Raw genomic sequence first — 16,330 nt, forward strand, 5'->3', positions numbered from 1 at the left:
GGCGCCTCAGCCGAGGCGGGTGGGGGCCACGTCGGGGCCGATCCACTGCTCCCACTTGCGGGCCTGGTGCTCGGCCTCGACCACGCGCACGGTGCCGGACTTCGAGCGCATCACCATCGACTGGGTGACCACGCGGTCGTTGTAGTACCGCACCCCGCGCAGCAGGTCGCCGTCGGTGATGCCCGTGGCGGCGAAGTAGCAGTTGTCGCTCTTGACGAGGTCGTCGGTGGTGAGCACCGCGTCCAGGTCGTGGCCGGCGTCGAGCGCCTTCTGCCGCTCCGCCTCGTCCTTCGGGGCCAGGCGGCCCTGGATGACGCCCCCGAGCGCCTTGATGGCGCACGCGGTGATGATGCCCTCCGGGGTGCCGCCGATGCCCAGCAGCATGTCCACGTCGGTCCCGCCGCGCGCCGCGGCGATGCCGCCGGCCACGTCCCCGTCCATGATGAACTTCACGCGGGCGCCGGCGGCGCGGATCTCCTGGACGAGCTTCTCGTGGCGGGGGCGCTCGAGGACGCACACGTTGAGCTGGCTCACCGGCTTGTTCAGCGCCTTCGAGACCAGGTGGATGTTCTGCTTGATCGGCAGGCGCAGGTCCACGAAGTCGGCCGCCTCGGGCCCGACCACCATCTTGTCCATGTAGAACACGGCGGAGGGGTCGAACATGGCGCCGCGCTCGGCGACCGCGAACACGGACAGGGCATTGGGGTAGCCCATGGCGGTCAGCCGGGTCCCGTCGATCGGGTCCACGGCCACGTCCACCTCGGGACCGGTGCCGTCGCCCACGTTCTCGCCGTTGAACAGCATGGGCGCCTCGTCCTTCTCGCCCTCGCCGATCACCACCACGCCGTTCATCCGCACGGTGTCCATGAACGCCCGCATGGCGTCCACGGCCGCGCCGTCCGCGGTGTTCTTGTCCCCGTAGCCCACCCAGTGGCCCGCCGCGATCGCCGCGGCCTCGGTGACCCGTACGAGCTCCAGCGCGAGGTTGCGGTCCGGCTGGGTGGCGGACACCGCCAGGTTCCGGTTCAGCATGTTGTACTCGGCGTGGTGCTGCTCCGCCGGCTTCTGGGCCGCAACGCCATCGTTCGCGGGCTGTTCAGTGGTCACCGTGTGTCTCTCCGTCTGCCTCGGGTACGTCTGCGCACCCATCCTAGTGTCCGGCGCGGTGGCAGAATGGACCGGTGACCTCCCCCGAGCCAGCGCCCAGCAGTGCCCCCAAGCCGCGACTGACCCAGAAGCAGGTGACGCGGGCCAGCCAGTCGGCCGGTCCCATGGTCATCAGCGTCCTGGCCACCCTCGCCCTCGCCCTCCTCGTCGTGTTCATCAACCCCGGCTCCACGGACCGGACCTACCGGCCGGACGTGGACGTGCCGACCGTCGCCCGCCAGGCCACGGCCACCGCCGGGTTCCGGGCCGTCGCCCCGGAGGTGCCGGAGGGGTGGACCGCCAACTACGCGCGCTGGAACGCCGCCGGCAGCGACCGGGTGGAGTCCTGGGAGGCCGGCTACGTGACCCCGGAGGAGGACTTCGCCGGGTTCACGCAGACCGCGCAGGCCAACCCCACGTGGCTGTCGCAGCAGATGGACAACGCCCCCCGGACCGGCACCCGCTCCGTGGACGGCACCACGTGGGAGCTGCACGAGCCCCGCGACGGCGACCGCCACATGGTCGCCGAGCTCGGCGGCACCACCGTCATCGTCACGGGCTCCGGGGACCTCGGGGTCATGGATACACTCGCCTCGGCCATCCAGAAGGACCTCCAGGAGGACTAGTCATGACCCTGACCCCCACCGAAGCCTACGAGCTCATGCGCCGGGGCAACGAGCGCTTCGTCTCCGGCGGCTCCGAGCACCCCAACCAGGACGCGGCCCGGCGCACCTCCCTGGCCAACGGGCAGAACCCGATCGCCGTGGTGTTCGGCTGCTCCGACTCGCGGCTGGCCGCCGAGATCATCTTCGACCTGGGCCTGGGCGACCTGTTCGTCATCCGCACCGCCGGCCAGGTCATCGACGACGCCGTCCTCGGCTCGCTCGAGTTCAGCGTGGACGTGCTGTCCGTGCCGCTCATCGTGGTCCTGGGCCACGACAGCTGCGGCGCCGTGACCGGCGCGCTGGCCTCCTACGACTCCGGGGAGATGCCCGCCGGCTTCCAGCGCTCGCTCGTGGAGCGGATCATGCCCTCGGTGTTCGCCGCCCGCCGCCAGGGCGTGGAGGACGTCAACGGCACGGTCGCCGAGCACACCGTGCAGACCTGCCAGCGCCTCGTGGAGTCCTCGATGTCCGTGGCCCGGGCCGTGGAGGAGGGCCGGACCGCGATCGTGGGCCTGACCTACTCCCTCGCCGAGGGCACCGCCCGGCCCGTCCGGGTCATCGGCGAGGTCGCGGTCCCCGGCCTGGAGGCCGGCGCCGCCCGCTGAGCCCGCCGGCCCCGGCGCCGCTCGCGCCGGGGCCGGGGAGCGCTCATCCCCGCACCAGGCGCAGCGAGCGCGCCACCGTCACCGCCTCGGTGCGGTTGCCCACGCCGAGCTTGTGGAACACGTGGTGCAGGTGGGTCTTGACCGTGGCCTGGGAGATGAACAGCGCGGCCGCGATCTCGCGGTTCGTCCGGCCCCGCGCGAGGTGCTCGAGGATCTCGACCTCGCGCGGGCTCAGGGCGGGCCCCCCGGGCGCCCCGGCGCCCAGCGCGCGCCGCGCCAGCGCTGCCGGCAGCGTCCACGTCCCGGCGGCGGTCCGCGCGACCGCGTCGCGCAGCTGCTCGGCCGAGGCGTCCTTGAGCAGGTAGCCGGACGCCCCCGCGGACAGGGCCGCCTGCACGTCCGCCACCGCCCCATAGGTCGTCACCACCAGCACCGGCAGTCCCGGCTGCGTGGCGCCGAGCCGCCGGGTCGCCTCGATCCCCGAGGGGCCCGGTCCCAGCTCGAGGTCCATCACGACGACGTCGGGCCCCTCCCCGGCCGCGCGCAGCCGGTCCGCGGTGGCGAGCGCCTCCTCGGCGCCCGCGGCCTCCGCGATGACGCGCAGGGCGCCGCCGGCCTCGAGGACGGCCCGCAGCCCGGCGCGCACGACCGGGTGGTCGTCCACCAGCATGACCCGCACCGGCCCCGCGGGCGCCTCGCCGGCCGTCATCGCCCCGCCTCCCCGCGTGCCGTCGGCAGCGCGAGGGCCACCACCGTGCCCGAGCCGGGGGCCGCTCCCTCGCCGGGATGGGCGTCCTCCACCGTGAGCGTGCCCCCGAGCGCCGCGGCGCGCTCGCGCATGGCCCGGATCCCGAACCCCTCGGGACGCCCGCCACGGCCCCGGCCGTCGTCGTGGACGTCCAGCGTCACCTCGCCGGCGTGCACCGCCAGGGTCACCACGCAGCGCCGGGCCCGGGCGTGCAGCACCACGTTGGCCAGCGCGGACTGCGCCACCCGCAGCACCGCCGTGGCCACCTCCTCCTCCAGTCGGGGACCGGAGGCGGGACCGTGGAGGGTGACCGCGAGGTCGGACCCGGCCGCCCGGGCGGTCCGCTCGGCGGCGCGGCAGGCGCCGGCGAGCGCGGCGTCCAGCCCCTCCCCCGGACCGCCGCGCTCCACGAGCGCCCGGGCCTGGACCAGGTTCTCGGCCGCCGACCGCTCGATCTGCCGCAGCCGGGAGGCGAGCGGCTCCCCGGGGTCCTCCTCCAGGGCGGCCCGGGAGAGCAGGACCACGGAGGCCAGGCCCTGGGCGAGCGTGTCGTGCAGGTCCCGGGCCCACCGCTCGCGCTCGGCGAGGGCGCCGGCCTGGCGCTCGGAGGCCGCGAGCCGGTCCCGGGTGGCCCGCAGGTCCTCGCTCGTGCGGCGCTGGGCCCGGGCCTCCTCGAGGAACAGCACGTAGGCCGTCCACAGGGCCACCGCCACCGCGGCGCCGAGCACGGGCCCCACCACCGCGCCGACGTCCAGGGTCCCGCGGTGCCACCGGAAGCCGGCGACGACGGCCAGGGCCAGCACGACCACGAGGGCCAGGGCGACCGGCAGCGAGCGGCGCCCCACCACGTGCAGGTGCAGGAAGAACAGCGGGAAGGCGAGCCAGGCGAAGTCCACGTGCACGGCGAGCAGGCCGAGCCAGGCCACGGTCACGAGGGCGAGCCACGCGGGGCCGCCGGGCCCCGCGGCCCCGCCGTCCGTGCCCTCCCAGCCGGCGGCCCGGGCCCGGCGCCGCTCCACCGCCGTGCCGGCCAGGTAGAGGCCGGCGAACACCGCGGCCAGCGCACCGGTGACCCAGGCCGCCGCGTGGTCCCCGGACCGCAGGGCGGGGGCGAGGGAGCGGGCCAGCCCGAGGACCAGCAGCACCGCCACGGAGACGTGCAGGACCAGGCGCATGGCCCCGAGCAGCTCCGGGATGCGCGTGCCGGGGATCCCCTCGCCAGCGCCGCGGGCCGTCTCCGCGCGCGCTCCCGTGGCCGCACCGGGCACCGCGGGCGCACCCGGCCGCCCGGCCGGGCCGGCCGGCTCCACCGGCTCCTCCGGTCCCTCCGCTGCCGGGGCACGCACCGTCTCCATCCGTGCAGGCTAGCCCGGCCGGGCCGCCCGCGGGTGGGGCGGGATCCACCGAAGGGTTGATCCCGGACCGTCCGGGTGGCCGATGTGCGCGCCGGGCCCGCACGCGAGGCTGGACGGCGTCCCGGTCCCGTCCACGAGGAGTCCCCCGTGCCCGTCCCGTCCCCCCTGTACCTCTCACTGCGCGATGTCCGCTCCTCCGCCGGCCGGTTCTCCCTGCTCGGGGCGGTCGTCGCGCTGGTCACCCTGCTCCTGGTCTTCCTCACCGCCCTGACCGGCGGACTGGCCGAGCAGAACGTCTCCGCCGTGCGCGCCTGGGAGGACGCCGGCGCCGGGTCGGACGTCACCGTGGCCTTCGGCGCCGCCCACGCCACCGACCCCGCGGACGTGGAGGCCTCCTTCACCGCCTCGAGCGTGGACGCCGCGCAGCTGACCGCGTGGCGGCGGGACGGGCAGGTGTCCTGGGCCGAGCCGGTGGGCATCACCCAGGCGCGCGCCGACTCCGGCGCCGCGGCGGCGGCCCTGACCCTGGTGGGGCTCGAGCCCGGCTCGCGGCTCGCCCCCGAGGGCGCCGGCCCGGTCCTCCGCACGGAGGCCCTCCCCGCCGGCCGGGCCGCCGCCGACGCGGCCGGCACGGCTGGCGCGGACGGCACGGCCGGCACGGCCGGCACGGTGGTGCTCAGCGAGAGCGCGGCCGCGGACCTCGGCGCGGCCCCCGGGGACCGGCTCGAGGTCAACGGCCGGGCCCTGGCCGTCGGCGGCACCGTCCCGGACGCGTGGTACTCGCACACCCCCGTCGCGTGGCTGCCCCTGGAGGCATGGACCGCGGTCTCCCGGTCCCCCGCGGACACCGCCACGGTCCTGGTGGCCGGGACGGACCCGGCGGCCGGCCACCGTCCTGCCGCCGCGCAGGGCACCGCCACCGTGGCGACGGACGTGGCCGGTGCGCTCGCCGCGCTGCCCTCGTACTCCTCCGAGAACGGCTCGCTCGTGCTGATGCAGGGCTTCCTGTACGGCATCTCCTCCCTCGTGATCGCCGCGTTCATGGCCGTCATCACGCTCCAGCGCACCCCGGACATCGCGGTCCTCAAGGCCCTGGGGGCCACCACGGGCTGGGTGGTCCGGGACGCCCTGGCCCAGGCGGCGATCGTCCTCCTCGGCGGCGCCGTCGTCGGGGCCGGCCTCGGCACGGCCGGGCTCCTGCTGGCCCGCGGCGCCGTGCCCGTCCAGCTCGACGCGGCCGCCGTCGCCGTGCCCGTGCTGGCCACCCTCGCGCTCGGCCTCGCCGCGGCCGCGGCCGCCGTGTGGCGCACGTGCCGCGTGGACCCGCTCGTCGCCCTCGGCGGCAGCTGAGCCACCGCGCCCCGCCACCCGCGCACGCCCCCTCCCCCGGACCACCCCGCACGCCCCACCCCTGGAAGGACCTCCATGCTGACCCTGAACGACGTGACCCTGGCCTACCCCGACGGTGAGGACGGCACCCTGTACGCCCTGGACGGCGTGGACCTCACCGTCCCGGACGGGCAGCTGCTCGCGCTCGTCGGCCCGTCCGGCTCCGGCAAGTCCAGCCTGCTCGCCGTCGCCGCGGCCCTCGTGAGCCCCACCGCCGGCTCCGTGCGCATCGACGGGACCGAGGTGACGGCGGCCGGGGAGGCCGAGCGCGCCCGCATCCGGCGCGAGCGCGTGGGCCTCGTGTTCCAGCAGCCGCGGCTGCTGCCCTCGCTGACGGCCCTCGAGCAGCTGGAGCTGGTCGGCGTGCTGGCCGGCAACCGGCCCCGCGCGGTCCGCACCGCCGCGCGGGAGGCGCTGGCCGCCGTCGGGCTCTCCGGGGCCGCGCACCGCCGGCCCCACCAGCTCTCCGGCGGCCAGCGCCAGCGGGTCAACATCGCCCGGGCCCTGCTCGGCGAGCCCGCCGTGCTGCTCGTGGACGAGCCGACCTCGGCGCTGGACCACGAGCGCTCGGCCGAGGTGATGGACCTGCTCGCCACGCTCACCCACGAGCGGTCCACGGCCACCGTGGTGGTCACCCACGACCTCGAGTTCGTCCCGGTCGCGGACCGATCGGTCACCCTGCGTGACGGACGGATCCGGCCGGGGGCGACGCACTAGAGTTGGGCACCATGACCGATCAGACTCCTTCCGAGCACTCTTCCGCACAGCAGTTCCGCATCGAGCACGACACGATGGGCGAGGTCAAGGTCCCCGTCGACGCCCTGTACCGGGCGCAGACCCAGCGCGCCGTGGAGAACTTCCCGATCTCCGGCAAGACGCTCGAGCCGGCCCACATCCACGCCCTGGCCCAGGTCAAGAAGGCCGCCGCGAAGGCCAACGCCGAGCTCGGCGTGATCTCCGAGGAGCGCCGGGACGCGATCGTGGCCGCCGCGGACGAGGTCATCTCCGGCCAGCACGACGCGCACTACCCGATCGACGTGTTCCAGACCGGCTCGGGCACCTCCTCGAACATGAACACCAACGAGGTGCTGGCGAACCTGGCCACCCGCTCGCTGAAGGCCGCCGGCTCGGACACCGAGGTCCACCCGAACGACCACGTCAACGCCTCGCAGTCCTCCAACGACGTGTTCCCCACCTCGGTGCACATCGCCGTCACGGGCGCCCTGATCAACGACCTGAAGCCGGCCCTCGAGCACCTCGCCGCCTCCCTGGAGCGCAAGGCCAAGGAGTTCGAGAACGTGGTCAAGTCCGGCCGCACCCACCTGATGGACGCCACCCCGGTCACCCTGGGCCAGGAGTTCGGCGGCTACGCCGCGCAGGTGCGCTACGGGATCGAGCGCATCGACGCCTCCCTGCCGCGCGTGGCCGAGGTCCCGCTGGGCGGCACCGCCGTGGGCACCGGCATCAACACCCCCAAGGGCTTCTCCGCCCGCGTGATCGAGCTGCTCGCCGAGGAGACCGGCCTGCCGATCACCGAGGCGCGCAACCACTTCGAGGCCCAGGCCAACCGCGACGGCCTCGTGGAGGCCTCCGGCCAGCTGCGCAACATCGCCTACTCGTTCATGAAGATCAACAACGACCTGCGCTGGATGGGCTCCGGCCCGAACACCGGCCTGGGCGAGATCCTCATCCCGGACCTGCAGCCGGGCTCCTCGATCATGCCGGGCAAGGTCAACCCCGTCATCTGCGAGGCGGCCATCATGGTCTGCGCCCAGGTGATCGGCAACGACACCACGGTGTCCCTGTCCTCCACCAACGGCGCCTTCGAGCTCAACGTCGGCATCCCGGTGATGGCCGCCAACCTGCTGGAGTCCATCCGCCTGCTGGCCAACACCTCCCGCGTCATGGCGGACAAGATGATCGACGGCATCGAGGCCAACGTGGAGCGCTGCTCCTTCCTGGCCGGGGCCTCCCCGTCCATCGTCACCCCGCTGAACAAGGTCATCGGCTACGAGGCGGCCGCGAAGATCGCCAAGCACTCCGTGGCCCAGAAGATGACCGTGCGCGAGGCCGTGGTGGACCTCGGCTACGTGGAGCGCGGCGAGGTCACCGAGGAGCAGCTGGACGCGGCCCTGGACACCATGTCCATGACCCACCCGGCCTGATCCCCCGCCGCCCCCTGGCTCCGGGGGCAATCCCCACCGGTGGGGATGGCCCCCACAGCACCCCGGAGGCCCGGTCCGTCAGCCCCGCACCGCGGGGACGACGAACCGGGCCTCCGCCGTCTCCTCCAGCGCCCAGTCCAGCGCCCGGGCGTGCAGCTCCGGCAGTTCCGGCAGGGCGTCGAGCCGGTACCAGCCCACCGCGGTGTTCTCGTGGTCGTTCACGCGCGCCTCGCCGCCCACGTAGTCCATCACCATCACCACGTCCAGGTACCGGGCGCGGTCCCCGTTGGGGTACGTCACCTCGTGGGTGGTCCCGACGCCGGCCAGCCGCCTCGGCGCGCACGTCACCCCGGTCTCCTCCAGGGTCTCCCGCACGGCCGTGGCGGCCGGTTCCTCCCCGGGCTCGATGATCCCGGCCGGCAGCGTCCAGCGGCCGGTGTCGGAGCGCTTCACGAGCAGCACCTCCCGGTGCCCCGCCCCGGCCGCGTCCCGGGCCGCCGGGCCGGCAACGTCCGCGGCCCGCAGCACGACGGCCTTGCAGCCGGGCAGCCACAGGCTCTGGGCGCCGACCTTCTCGCGCAGGGCCAGGACGAACTCGGGAGTGGTCATGGGGCCACGCTACCGCCCGGCGGGTCCGGGCCGGCCGGACTCAGGCCAGCAGGGCGAGGGCGGTGCCCAGCAGCATGGCCGGCCCGAACGGCAGGTGGCTGGAGGGGGTGGCGCGCCGGACCACCACGAGGACCAGGGCCAGCACGCCGCCGGCGACGAAGCCCAGCACCACGGCGCCGGCCAGGTGGTCCCAGCCCAGCCAGCCGGCGTACAGGCCCAGGGCCCCGCCGAGCTTGACGTCCCCCATGCCCATCCCCGTGCGGCTGAGCAGGTGCAGGACGAGCATGAGCGCCAGGTAGGCGGCGCCGCCCCCGGCCATGCCCCAGAACCGGGTCCAGCCGACGTCGCTGGCCAGGCACCCCAGCCCCAGGGCGACGGCCCCGCCGGCGGCCAGCCGCCCGGTCCACAGGTTCGGCAGGCGGTGCTCGCGCACGTCCGTCACCGCCAGGGCCGTCCCGCACACGACGAAGACCGCCAGCGCCGCGACCACGGCGGCCAGCAGCAGCCAGTTCCCCTCTCGGACGGTCTCGGCCAGCACGCTCGGCATGGGCTCCACCCTAGGGCGCCCCGGCCGCGGCGGGGACGGTTCCCACGCCGCTGTGGACGACGCGCGGCCGTCGGGCCCGCGCCCTAGACTGGCGGCATGCCCGGCCCCGTGGACCCGCCCAGGACCCCGTCCGTCGTCGAGACCTACCGCTCCCAGCCCGGCTGGATCCGCCGGGCCGTGCCGATCGCCGGCCTCGTGGCCCTCATGTGGGTCCTCGAGGTGCTCGACCTGTTCGCCGGCGGGTGGCTGAACCAATTCGGCATCCGGCCGCTCGACCCGGACGCGCTCACCGGCATCCTCGTGGCCCCGCTGCTGCACGCCGGTCTCGGCCACCTGGCCTCCAACACCCTGCCGCTGCTGGTCCTGGGCACGCTCATCGCCTGGATCACGGGCCGGTGGTGGATCATCACCGCGGGGGTGTGGCTGCTCGGCGGGCTGCTGACGTGGCTGGTCGGCGGGCCGGGCACCAACCACATCGGCGCCTCGATCGTGGTCTACGGCTACGCCGCCTTCCTGGTGACCTACGGGATCCTGTCCCGCCGCCTCGCGGCGATCCTCGCGGCCGTGGCCACCGTCCTGCTCTACGGCGGCTTCGTGTGGGGCTTCCTGCCCCTGAACCCGCGCGTGTCCTGGGAGGGGCACCTGGCGGGGGCCGCGGCCGGCGTGGTCGTGGCCTTCGCCGACACGGGGCAGGCCCGCCGCGACCGGCGCCTGCGGGCCCTGGGCCGGCGGGACGGGCTCGTCTGAGGCCGGGTCCCGGGTGGAGAACCGGCCGGGGACGACCGTGTCCGAAAGTCGGTAGCGAAGGGGATCCGGAAGTGGTAGGCAAGGGCGCCCCCGCCGCGTATGCTGGGACCGCTTCCACCCGTGTGGACCGGCTCAGCAACAGTGCACCGAGGGGAAGCCACCGGCTCCATGGCCCTCCATCCCGTTTCACGGGGCCATGGTCACGGTGGGTCCGTCCCGGGTCCCCTCATCCCCCCTCCGCGGGGAGCCGGAACGATCCGCCGCCAGGGGCCGCCGCACCACGTGCGGCGGCCCCCGGTCTGTTCCCGGCCACGTCCTCCCGGGGCCGTCAGATCGAGGCGTCCTCCAGCAGCTCGGTCACGAGCGCCGCGATCGGCGAGCGCTCGGAGCGGTTCAGGGTCACGTGGCCGAACAGCGGGTGGCCCTTGAGGGTCTCCACGACCGCGGCGATGCCGTCGTGCCGGCCCACCCGGAGGTTGTCCCGCTGGGCGACGTCGTGGGTCAGCACGATCTTGGAGTTCTGGCCCATGCGGCTCATCACCGTCAGCAGCACGTTCTTCTCGAGGGACTGGGCCTCGTCCACGATCACCCAGGCGTCGTGCAGCGACCGGCCGCGGATGTGGGTCAGCGGCAGGACCTCGAGCATCCCGCGGTCCACCACCTCGTCCAGCACCTCGGTGGACACGAGCGCGCCCAGGGTGTCGAACACGGCCTGGCCCCACGGGTTCATCTTCTCGGACTCGGAGCCGGGCAGGTAGCCGAGCTCCTGGCCGCCCACCGCGTAGAGGGGCCGGAACACCACCACCTTGCGGTGCTCGCGGCGCTCCATCACCGCCTCCAGCCCGGCGCACAGGGCCAGGGCGGACTTGCCCGTGCCCGCGCGGCCGCCCAGCGAGACGATGCCGACGGTCGGGTCCAGCAGCAGGTCGATGGCCAGCCGCTGCTCGGCCGAGCGCCCGTGCAGGCCGAACACGTCCCGGTCCCCCCGGACCAGCTGCGTCCGGCCGTGGCGGTCCACCCGGCCGAGCGCCGAGCCGCGCGGGGAGGTGATGACGAGGCCCGTGTTCACGGGCAGCTCGGCCGCGCCGGCCAGCGCGACGGGCTCGTGGCCGTAGAGGGCGGTCACCTCCTCCTCCGTGGCGGTGACCTCCGCGGTGCCGGTCCAGCCGGAGTCCTTGACCAGCTCGTTGCGGTACTCGTCCGCCTGCAGCCCCATGGCCGAGGCCTTCACCCGCATCGGCAGGTCCTTGGACACCACGGTGACGTCCCGGCCCTCGTCCGCGAAGTTCTTGGCCACCGCCAGGATGCGCGCGTCGTTGTCCGCGGAGCGGAAGCCGTGGGGCAGCACGTCCACGGAGATGTGGTTCAGCTCCACCCGCAGCGAGCCGCCCTCCGTCCCCAGCGGCACCGGCCGGGCCAGGGTCCCGTGCTCCACCCGCAGCTCGTCCAGCAGCCGCAGCGCCTTGCGCGCGAAGTAGCCCAGGTCCGGGTCGTCCCGCTTCTTCTCCAGCTCGGAGATCACCACGATCGGCAGGATCACCTCGTGCTCGGCGAAGCGCAGGATGGCCCGCGGGTCGGACAGCAGCACGGAGGTGTCCAGCAGGTAGGACTTCTCCCCCACGCTCATCCGCTCAGCGGGCTGGGTGGCCACCGGGGTGCTGGTGGCGAGGGAGGATGACAGGTGTTCCATGTCGGACTCCAGACCGGGGCGCGCGCCCCGACGATCGGGGGTGGATGGGACGGACCGGCCGGGGCCGGAACGACCCCCCGCTGCGTGCTGTCTGGAGTGACGGCATACGGCCTGGCCTTTCCGATCAATCCGCAGGTCCGGTCCGGGGTTCCGGCGCCGACGTCCTGCCGCTGACTGATGCTCCCACCGTAGGCACCCCGGACCGCGCGTGGGGCCATTCCCTCGATGTGACGCGGTAAACATTCGGTGAAGGACCGGTCACGCCCCGGCCACGACGGTGCCCGGGCGGGCGGGGCCTCAGGAGCCGAAGCGGCGCTGGCGGGAGGCGAAGTCCCGCAGGGCGCGCACGAAGTCCACGCGCCGGAAGTCGGGCCAGAGCGCCTCGCAGAAGTAGAACTCCGAGTAGGCGGACTGCCACATGAGGAACCCGGAGAGCCGCTGCTCCCCCGAGGTGCGGATCACCAGGTCGGGGTCCGGCTGGCCGCGGGTGTAGAGCCGGGCGGAGATCTGCTCGTCGCTGAGCTCGGCGGCCACCTCGGCGGCGCTGCGCCCGGCGGCGTCGGCTTCCAGCAGCAGCTCCTTCACGGCGTCCACGATCTCCCGGCGGCCCCCGTAGCCCACGGCCACGTTGACGTGCAGGCCCTCGGCGTCCGCGGTGCGGGCCTCGAGGTCGGCGAGCGTGGCGGCCAGTCCGTCCGGCAGCAGCTCGGAGGCGCCCACGGCCTGCACCCGCACACGGTGCCCGTTCTCGAGCCCGTCGCCCAGGCGCTCGAGGGTGGTGCCGATGATGTCCACGAGCTGCTGGAGCTCGTCCGCGGGCCGGTTCATGTTGTCGGTGGAGAGCATGTAGAGGGTGACCACCCGGATCCCGAGCTCGTCACACCAGCCGAGGAACTCGTGGATCTTCTCCGCCCCGGCCTGGTGGCCGTCCGCGGTGGTCGCCCCGCACGCCCGGGCCCAGCGCCGGTTCCCGTCCAGGACCACCCCGATGTGCCGGGGAAGCCGGTCCGCGTCGAGGCCGGCGGCGATGAGACGCTCGTAGAGGCTGTAGAGGACGTGCGGTCGCCTCATGGTCCCGTTCCTTTCCCGCCGCGGCGCGCTGTGTGGCCGGGCTCCTGCTGTGTCCTACGGTATCGAACGCGCGGACACGGTCCCGACGCCGGCCCGCGCCCTCCCGGCCCCGGGCGGCCCTTCCGGGCCGGTCGCCGCCCCGCCTCCGGACCGGCCCGGGCGGGCCGGCGCCCTCCCTACGCGCCGGTAGTCTGGGCGCATGAGCGCGCCCCCCGACCAGACGGCCACCGGCAGCCGCCGGTGGCGCGTGGAACGGGTCACCGACCCGGACCACCCCGACTTCAAGCCGCGGCTGCGCGGCCACCTGCACGCGGCCATGGCCCCGGTGGCCCTCGTCGCGGGGGTCGTCCTCGTGGCACTGTCCCCCACGCCGGGGCTGGCGTGGGCCTCCGCGGTCTACGCGCTGACCGGGCTCCTGCTGTTCGCCGTCTCGGCCACCTACCACCTGGTCCAGTGGGCCCCGGAGGTGGCGCTCGTGCTCAAGCGGCTGGACCACACCAACATCATGCTGGTCATCGCCGGGACGTACACCCCGCTGTCCGTGGCCCTGCTGCCGCCGGGCCGGGCCACCGTGCTGCTCGTCCTCGTGTGGATCGGCGCCCTGGCCGGCGTGGCGTTCCGCGTGCTGTGGACCGCCGCCCCGCGCTGGCTCTACACCCCGGTCTACGTGGCCCTGGGCCTGGCCGCCCTGCTGTACATCGGGGACTTCCTCGCCGCGAGCGTGGTGGCCACGGTGCTCGTCTGCGCCGGGGGCGCCCTCTACATCGCCGGAGCCGTGTTCTACGCCCTGAAGCGGCCCAACCTGCACCGCGAGTGGTTCGGCTTCCACGAGCTGTTCCACCTGTTCACGGTCGGCGGGTTCGCCTGCCACTACGCCGCCATCCTGGTCGCCGTGCTCGGGCGCTGAGCCCGGCAGCCCCGTCCCGCTCCCGGTGCTGCGGGGCCCGCCTCCCCCGCCCCCCTCGGGGACCCTCAGCCCCGGCCGGGGGAGAGCCCGGCGAGCCGGTCCAGCGCCGCCGTCGTGCCCACGGGGGCGTGGCACAGCGTCCCGTGGCACAGGTAGAGCGCCGGGCCGCCGTCGCGCGAGGTGCGGCCGGCGGCCACGTCGTCTGGGTCCGGCGGCACCGTCCGCTCCGGTGCGGATCCCGCCGGCCCCGCCACGCCCACCACGCCGTGCACGAGCGCCCAGGCGAGCGACCGCCGTCGTTCCCCCGCGGGATCGTCCGCCCCGCCCGTGGCCACGAGCAGGTCCTCCACCGCCGCGTGCCGGGCGGCCAGCCGCAGCGCCGTGCCGGTCTCCACGGGCGCCTGCGGGCCGAGGCGGTCCACGTGGGCGAGCAGCCCCTCCGCCCAGGCGCGCGCCCCGCCGGCGGGCAGCGTGGCCGCGTGCCCGGGCGAGACCACGTGCCACTGCAGCAGCACCTCCGCCCAGGACCCCACGGCCGAGGGTTCCGCGCCGTCCAGCGGGGAGGCGAAGGCCGGCCCGCCCTGCGCGGCCGCGAGCGCCCGGTCCCCGGCCGGGGAGGCCAGCAGCGCCGGCCCGTGGTCCGTGTCCACCACGAGCGTGGCGACGACGGCCTCGACCACCGCGCGGGCCCGCGCCTTCCAGTCCGGGTCGCCCGTGGCGCGGTACAGGGCGAGGAACGCCCCGGCGGCGTGGGCGTGGTCGGCCAGCGTCCCGGGGGCCGGGCCGGGCCGGCCGTCGAGGGCCGAGCGCAGCACGACGGCGGGTCCGGCGGCCCCCGCCGTCCCGTCGGCCGGCGTGTCCGCCCCGCCGCCCCCCGCCTCGGCCGCCTGCTCCGCGGCGCCCCGTTCCGCCGTCGGCGTCCCCACCGGCGTCCCGCCCGGGAGCGCCAGGCCCCGGCAGTGCACCCGCCACAGGGCCCGGCCGGCGGCCAGGGCGGACCCGAGCAGCGAGTCCTCCCCCAGCAGCGCCCATGCCTCGGCCAGCGCGGTGACGGCCATCCCGTTCCACGCGGCGACCTCCTTGCCGTCCCGGGCCGGCTGGGGGCGGGCGGCGGCCCGGCGGCGCAGTTCCGGCAGCGCGCGGTCCCACAGCCGTTGCTCGGCGTCCGTGAGCAGGCGCCCGGCATGCAGGGTCAGCTCCCGGCCCCCGGCCTCGACCGGCACGCCGGCCAGGACCCCGGCCAGGTGCGCGACGTCGGCGGCCCGGGCCTCCGGGGCCCCGGCGGCCAGCGCCTCGCCCAGCTCGAACGGCGTCCACGTGTAGGTGGCGCCCTCCACGGGGCGGTCCCCGACCACGGTGTCCGCGTCCAGGCTGGCGGCGAAGGCCCCGGAGGCCGTCCGCATCCGCCCGTCGAGCCACGCGGCGGTCCCGAGGGCCAGGCGGCGGCCGAGCCCGGGGTGGCGCGGGTCCACCGGCTCGAGGTCCACGAGCCCGGGCAGGGCCGCCCAGCGGGCGTACCAGCGCAGCAGCTGCGCGTTGTCGTAGAGCATCTTCTCGAAGTGCGGCAGGGCCCAGTCGCGGTCCGTGGCGTAGCGCGCGAAGCCGCCGGAGAGGGGGTCGGCGAGGGCCGAGGTGCCCATCGTGGCCAGCGTGCGCGAGGCCAGCTCCCAGGCCGCGCGGCGTTCCGGGGCCGGCCCGGTCGAGGCCATCTGGAGCAGGAAGCCCAGGGCGGGGCTCGGCGGGAACTTCGGGGCGCGCGTGCCGAAGCCGCCGTGGCCCTCGTCCTCGAGCTCGGCCAGCCGAGCCAGCGCGCCGGTCAGGGCGGGGCCGAACCGCCGGGGGCCCGCCTCGGCGCCGGGCGCGGCGGTCGCCTCGGCCGGCTCGGCGAGCCCCGCGGGCCGCAGGTCGAGCGGGTCCGGCGGGCCGCCGTCGGGGCCGTCCGCCCCCGGGGGCTCCCCGGCCCCGGACGCGGGGCCGTCCTGGGCACCCCGCTCCGCCGCCGTCCCGTCACCCCGCCCTGCGGCCGTCCCCGCACCGGATCCGGCGCCCAGGACGATCCCGGCCAGCGCGCCGGACTGCCGGCCCACCTCGGCGGCGAGGGCCGCGGCGGCACGCTCCACCTCCGCGCGCCGGGAGCTCCACGCGGAGAAGACGGCGGCCAGCACCTCGCGGAAGGACGGCACGCGCCCGCCGTGGGCCGCACCGTCCCCGCCACCGACCTGCCGCGGCGTGGGCGGGTAGTACGTCCCGGCGTGGAAGGGACGGCCGTCCGGCGTGGTGAACACGCTCATCGGCCAGCCGCCCCGGCCGGTCAGCAACTGGGTGGCGGTCATGTAGGCGTCGTCCACGTCCGGGTGCTCCTCGCGGTCCACCTTGACCGCCACGAAGTGCTCGTTGAGCTCCTCCGCGGTGGCCTGGTCCTCGAAGGACTCGTGGGCCATCACGTGGCACCAGTGGCACGCGGCGTAGCCGATCGAGACGAAGACGGGGACATCGCGCCGGGCGGCCTCGGCGAAGGCCTCGGCGCCCCAGGGCCGCCAGTGCACCGGGTTGCCGGCGTGCTGGAGCAGGTAGGGGCTGGTCGTGTCGGAGAGCTGGTTGCCGGTGGGATCCACCCTCCCAGCGTCCCACCCGGCGGGCGGGCCGGTCAGCCCCCGGGACGCGGCGGGGTCGGCCGGGGCGGGAC

Annotated in this window: 15 protein-coding genes; 7 read left to right on the forward strand and 8 right to left on the reverse strand. The window is 75.6% G+C overall.

Annotated elements, in window-relative coordinates:
* Positions 1-6: 6 nt before the first annotated feature.
* Entirely contained in the window at positions 7-1,032 is a 1,026-nt protein-coding gene (gene glpX / locus E7744_RS11175) for a class II fructose-bisphosphatase (RefSeq protein WP_137775009.1), read from the reverse strand.
* A gap of 149 nt (positions 1,033-1,181) precedes the next feature.
* Between glpX and E7744_RS11180 the strand changes: the two genes are divergently transcribed.
* A complete protein-coding gene (locus tag E7744_RS11180) occupies positions 1,182-1,772 on the forward strand; it encodes a DUF4245 domain-containing protein (protein WP_137774183.1) in 591 nt (196 codons plus the stop codon).
* Positions 1,773-1,774: 2 nt separating this feature from the next.
* Positions 1,775-2,416, forward strand: coding sequence for a carbonic anhydrase (locus E7744_RS11185; RefSeq protein WP_137774184.1), 642 nt, complete (start codon positions 1,775-1,777; stop codon positions 2,414-2,416).
* 43 nt (positions 2,417-2,459) lie between these two features.
* Here E7744_RS11185 and E7744_RS11190 read toward each other — a convergent pair whose 3' ends face one another.
* Both E7744_RS11190 and E7744_RS11195 read right to left on the reverse strand, forming a co-directional pair.
* Entirely contained in the window at positions 2,460-3,125 is a 666-nt protein-coding gene (locus tag E7744_RS11190) for a response regulator transcription factor (RefSeq protein WP_137774185.1), read from the reverse strand.
* Positions 3,122-4,519, reverse strand: coding sequence for a sensor histidine kinase (locus tag E7744_RS11195; RefSeq protein ID WP_137774186.1), 1,398 nt, complete (start codon positions 4,517-4,519; stop codon positions 3,122-3,124). Before E7744_RS11195 ends, E7744_RS11190 begins: the two co-directional genes overlap by 4 nt.
* 147 nt (positions 4,520-4,666) lie before the next feature.
* On the opposite strand from E7744_RS11195, the gene E7744_RS11200 reads away from it, so the two are divergent.
* The 3 genes from E7744_RS11200 to E7744_RS11210 all read left to right on the forward strand — a co-directional run bounded on the left by E7744_RS11200 (position 4,667) and on the right by E7744_RS11210 (position 8,073).
* The gene (locus tag E7744_RS11200) at positions 4,667-5,869 is read left to right on the forward strand and encodes an FtsX-like permease family protein (protein WP_168199808.1); all 1,203 of its coding nucleotides are present in this window, start codon (positions 4,667-4,669) and stop codon (positions 5,867-5,869) included.
* Positions 5,870-5,944: 75 nt separating this feature from the next.
* On the forward strand, positions 5,945-6,625 hold the full coding sequence (locus tag E7744_RS11205) for an ABC transporter ATP-binding protein (RefSeq protein ID WP_137774187.1): 681 nt from the start codon (positions 5,945-5,947) through the stop codon (positions 6,623-6,625).
* Between the two features lie 11 nt (positions 6,626-6,636).
* Positions 6,637-8,073: a class II fumarate hydratase gene (locus E7744_RS11210; RefSeq protein ID WP_137774188.1), complete on the forward strand. Its 1,437-nt coding sequence runs from the start codon at positions 6,637-6,639 to the stop codon at positions 8,071-8,073.
* A 78-nt stretch (positions 8,074-8,151) separates the two neighbouring features.
* Here the strand turns inward: E7744_RS11210 and E7744_RS11215 are convergent, their stop codons facing one another.
* Both E7744_RS11215 and E7744_RS11220 read right to left on the reverse strand, forming a co-directional pair.
* Complete coding sequence (locus E7744_RS11215; protein ID WP_137774189.1) at positions 8,152-8,682, reverse strand: NUDIX domain-containing protein; 531 nt, start codon at positions 8,680-8,682, stop codon at positions 8,152-8,154.
* A gap of 40 nt (positions 8,683-8,722) precedes the next feature.
* Positions 8,723-9,229, reverse strand: coding sequence for an A24 family peptidase (locus tag E7744_RS11220; RefSeq protein WP_137774190.1), 507 nt, complete (start codon positions 9,227-9,229; stop codon positions 8,723-8,725).
* Positions 9,230-9,325: 96 nt separating this feature from the next.
* On the opposite strand from E7744_RS11220, the gene E7744_RS11225 reads away from it, so the two are divergent.
* A complete protein-coding gene (locus E7744_RS11225; RefSeq protein WP_137774191.1) occupies positions 9,326-9,976 on the forward strand; it encodes a rhomboid family intramembrane serine protease in 651 nt (216 codons plus the stop codon).
* A 328-nt stretch (positions 9,977-10,304) separates the two neighbouring features.
* On the opposite strand, the gene E7744_RS11230 is transcribed toward E7744_RS11225, so the two are convergent.
* Together E7744_RS11230 and E7744_RS11235 are read right to left on the reverse strand one after the other, a co-directional pair.
* Positions 10,305-11,603 carry a PhoH family protein gene (locus E7744_RS11230; RefSeq protein ID WP_246858659.1) on the reverse strand — a complete coding sequence of 433 codons (1,299 nt, stop codon included), beginning with the start codon at positions 11,601-11,603 and terminating at the stop codon, positions 10,305-10,307.
* 360 nt (positions 11,604-11,963) lie between these two features.
* Positions 11,964-12,737, reverse strand: a complete 774-nt coding sequence (locus E7744_RS11235; protein WP_137774193.1) for an isoprenyl transferase — start codon at positions 12,735-12,737, stop codon at positions 11,964-11,966.
* A gap of 199 nt (positions 12,738-12,936) precedes the next feature.
* On the opposite strand from E7744_RS11235, the gene E7744_RS11240 reads away from it, so the two are divergent.
* Positions 12,937-13,644: a hemolysin III family protein gene (locus tag E7744_RS11240; protein WP_137774194.1), complete on the forward strand. Its 708-nt coding sequence runs from the start codon at positions 12,937-12,939 to the stop codon at positions 13,642-13,644.
* A gap of 65 nt (positions 13,645-13,709) precedes the next feature.
* Here the strand turns inward: E7744_RS11240 and E7744_RS15975 are convergent, their stop codons facing one another.
* Positions 13,710-16,259, reverse strand: a complete 2,550-nt coding sequence (locus E7744_RS15975) for a thioredoxin domain-containing protein (RefSeq protein WP_246858418.1) — start codon at positions 16,257-16,259, stop codon at positions 13,710-13,712.
* Positions 16,260-16,330 lie beyond the last annotated feature (71 nt).

The sequence above is a fragment of the Citricoccus sp. SGAir0253 genome (assembly GCF_005877055.1).
Lineage (GTDB): Bacteria > Actinomycetota > Actinomycetes > Actinomycetales > Micrococcaceae > Citricoccus.

Excerpts from the sequence above, each read along its gene's own strand:
- glpX (WP_137775009.1), bottom strand. The coding sequence starts at position 1,032 with ATGCTGAACCGGAACCTGGCGGTGTCCGCCACCCAGCCGGACCGCAAC.
- E7744_RS11185 (WP_137774184.1), top strand. The coding sequence starts at position 1,775 with ATGACCCTGACCCCCACCGAAGCCTACGAGCTCATGCGCCGGGGCAAC.
- E7744_RS11190 (WP_137774185.1), bottom strand. The coding sequence starts at position 3,125 with ATGACGGCCGGCGAGGCGCCCGCGGGGCCGGTGCGGGTCATGCTGGTG.
- E7744_RS11195 (WP_137774186.1), bottom strand. The coding sequence starts at position 4,519 with ATGGAGACGGTGCGTGCCCCGGCAGCGGAGGGACCGGAGGAGCCGGTG.
- E7744_RS11205 (WP_137774187.1), top strand. The coding sequence starts at position 5,945 with ATGCTGACCCTGAACGACGTGACCCTGGCCTACCCCGACGGTGAGGAC.
- E7744_RS11210 (WP_137774188.1), top strand. The coding sequence starts at position 6,637 with ATGACCGATCAGACTCCTTCCGAGCACTCTTCCGCACAGCAGTTCCGC.
- E7744_RS11215 (WP_137774189.1), bottom strand. The coding sequence starts at position 8,682 with ATGACCACTCCCGAGTTCGTCCTGGCCCTGCGCGAGAAGGTCGGCGCC.
- E7744_RS11220 (WP_137774190.1), bottom strand. The coding sequence starts at position 9,229 with ATGCCGAGCGTGCTGGCCGAGACCGTCCGAGAGGGGAACTGGCTGCTG.
- E7744_RS11225 (WP_137774191.1), top strand. The coding sequence starts at position 9,326 with ATGCCCGGCCCCGTGGACCCGCCCAGGACCCCGTCCGTCGTCGAGACC.
- E7744_RS11230 (WP_246858659.1), bottom strand. The coding sequence starts at position 11,603 with ATGAGCGTGGGGGAGAAGTCCTACCTGCTGGACACCTCCGTGCTGCTG.
- E7744_RS11235 (WP_137774193.1), bottom strand. The coding sequence starts at position 12,737 with ATGAGGCGACCGCACGTCCTCTACAGCCTCTACGAGCGTCTCATCGCC.
- E7744_RS11240 (WP_137774194.1), top strand. The coding sequence starts at position 12,937 with ATGAGCGCGCCCCCCGACCAGACGGCCACCGGCAGCCGCCGGTGGCGC.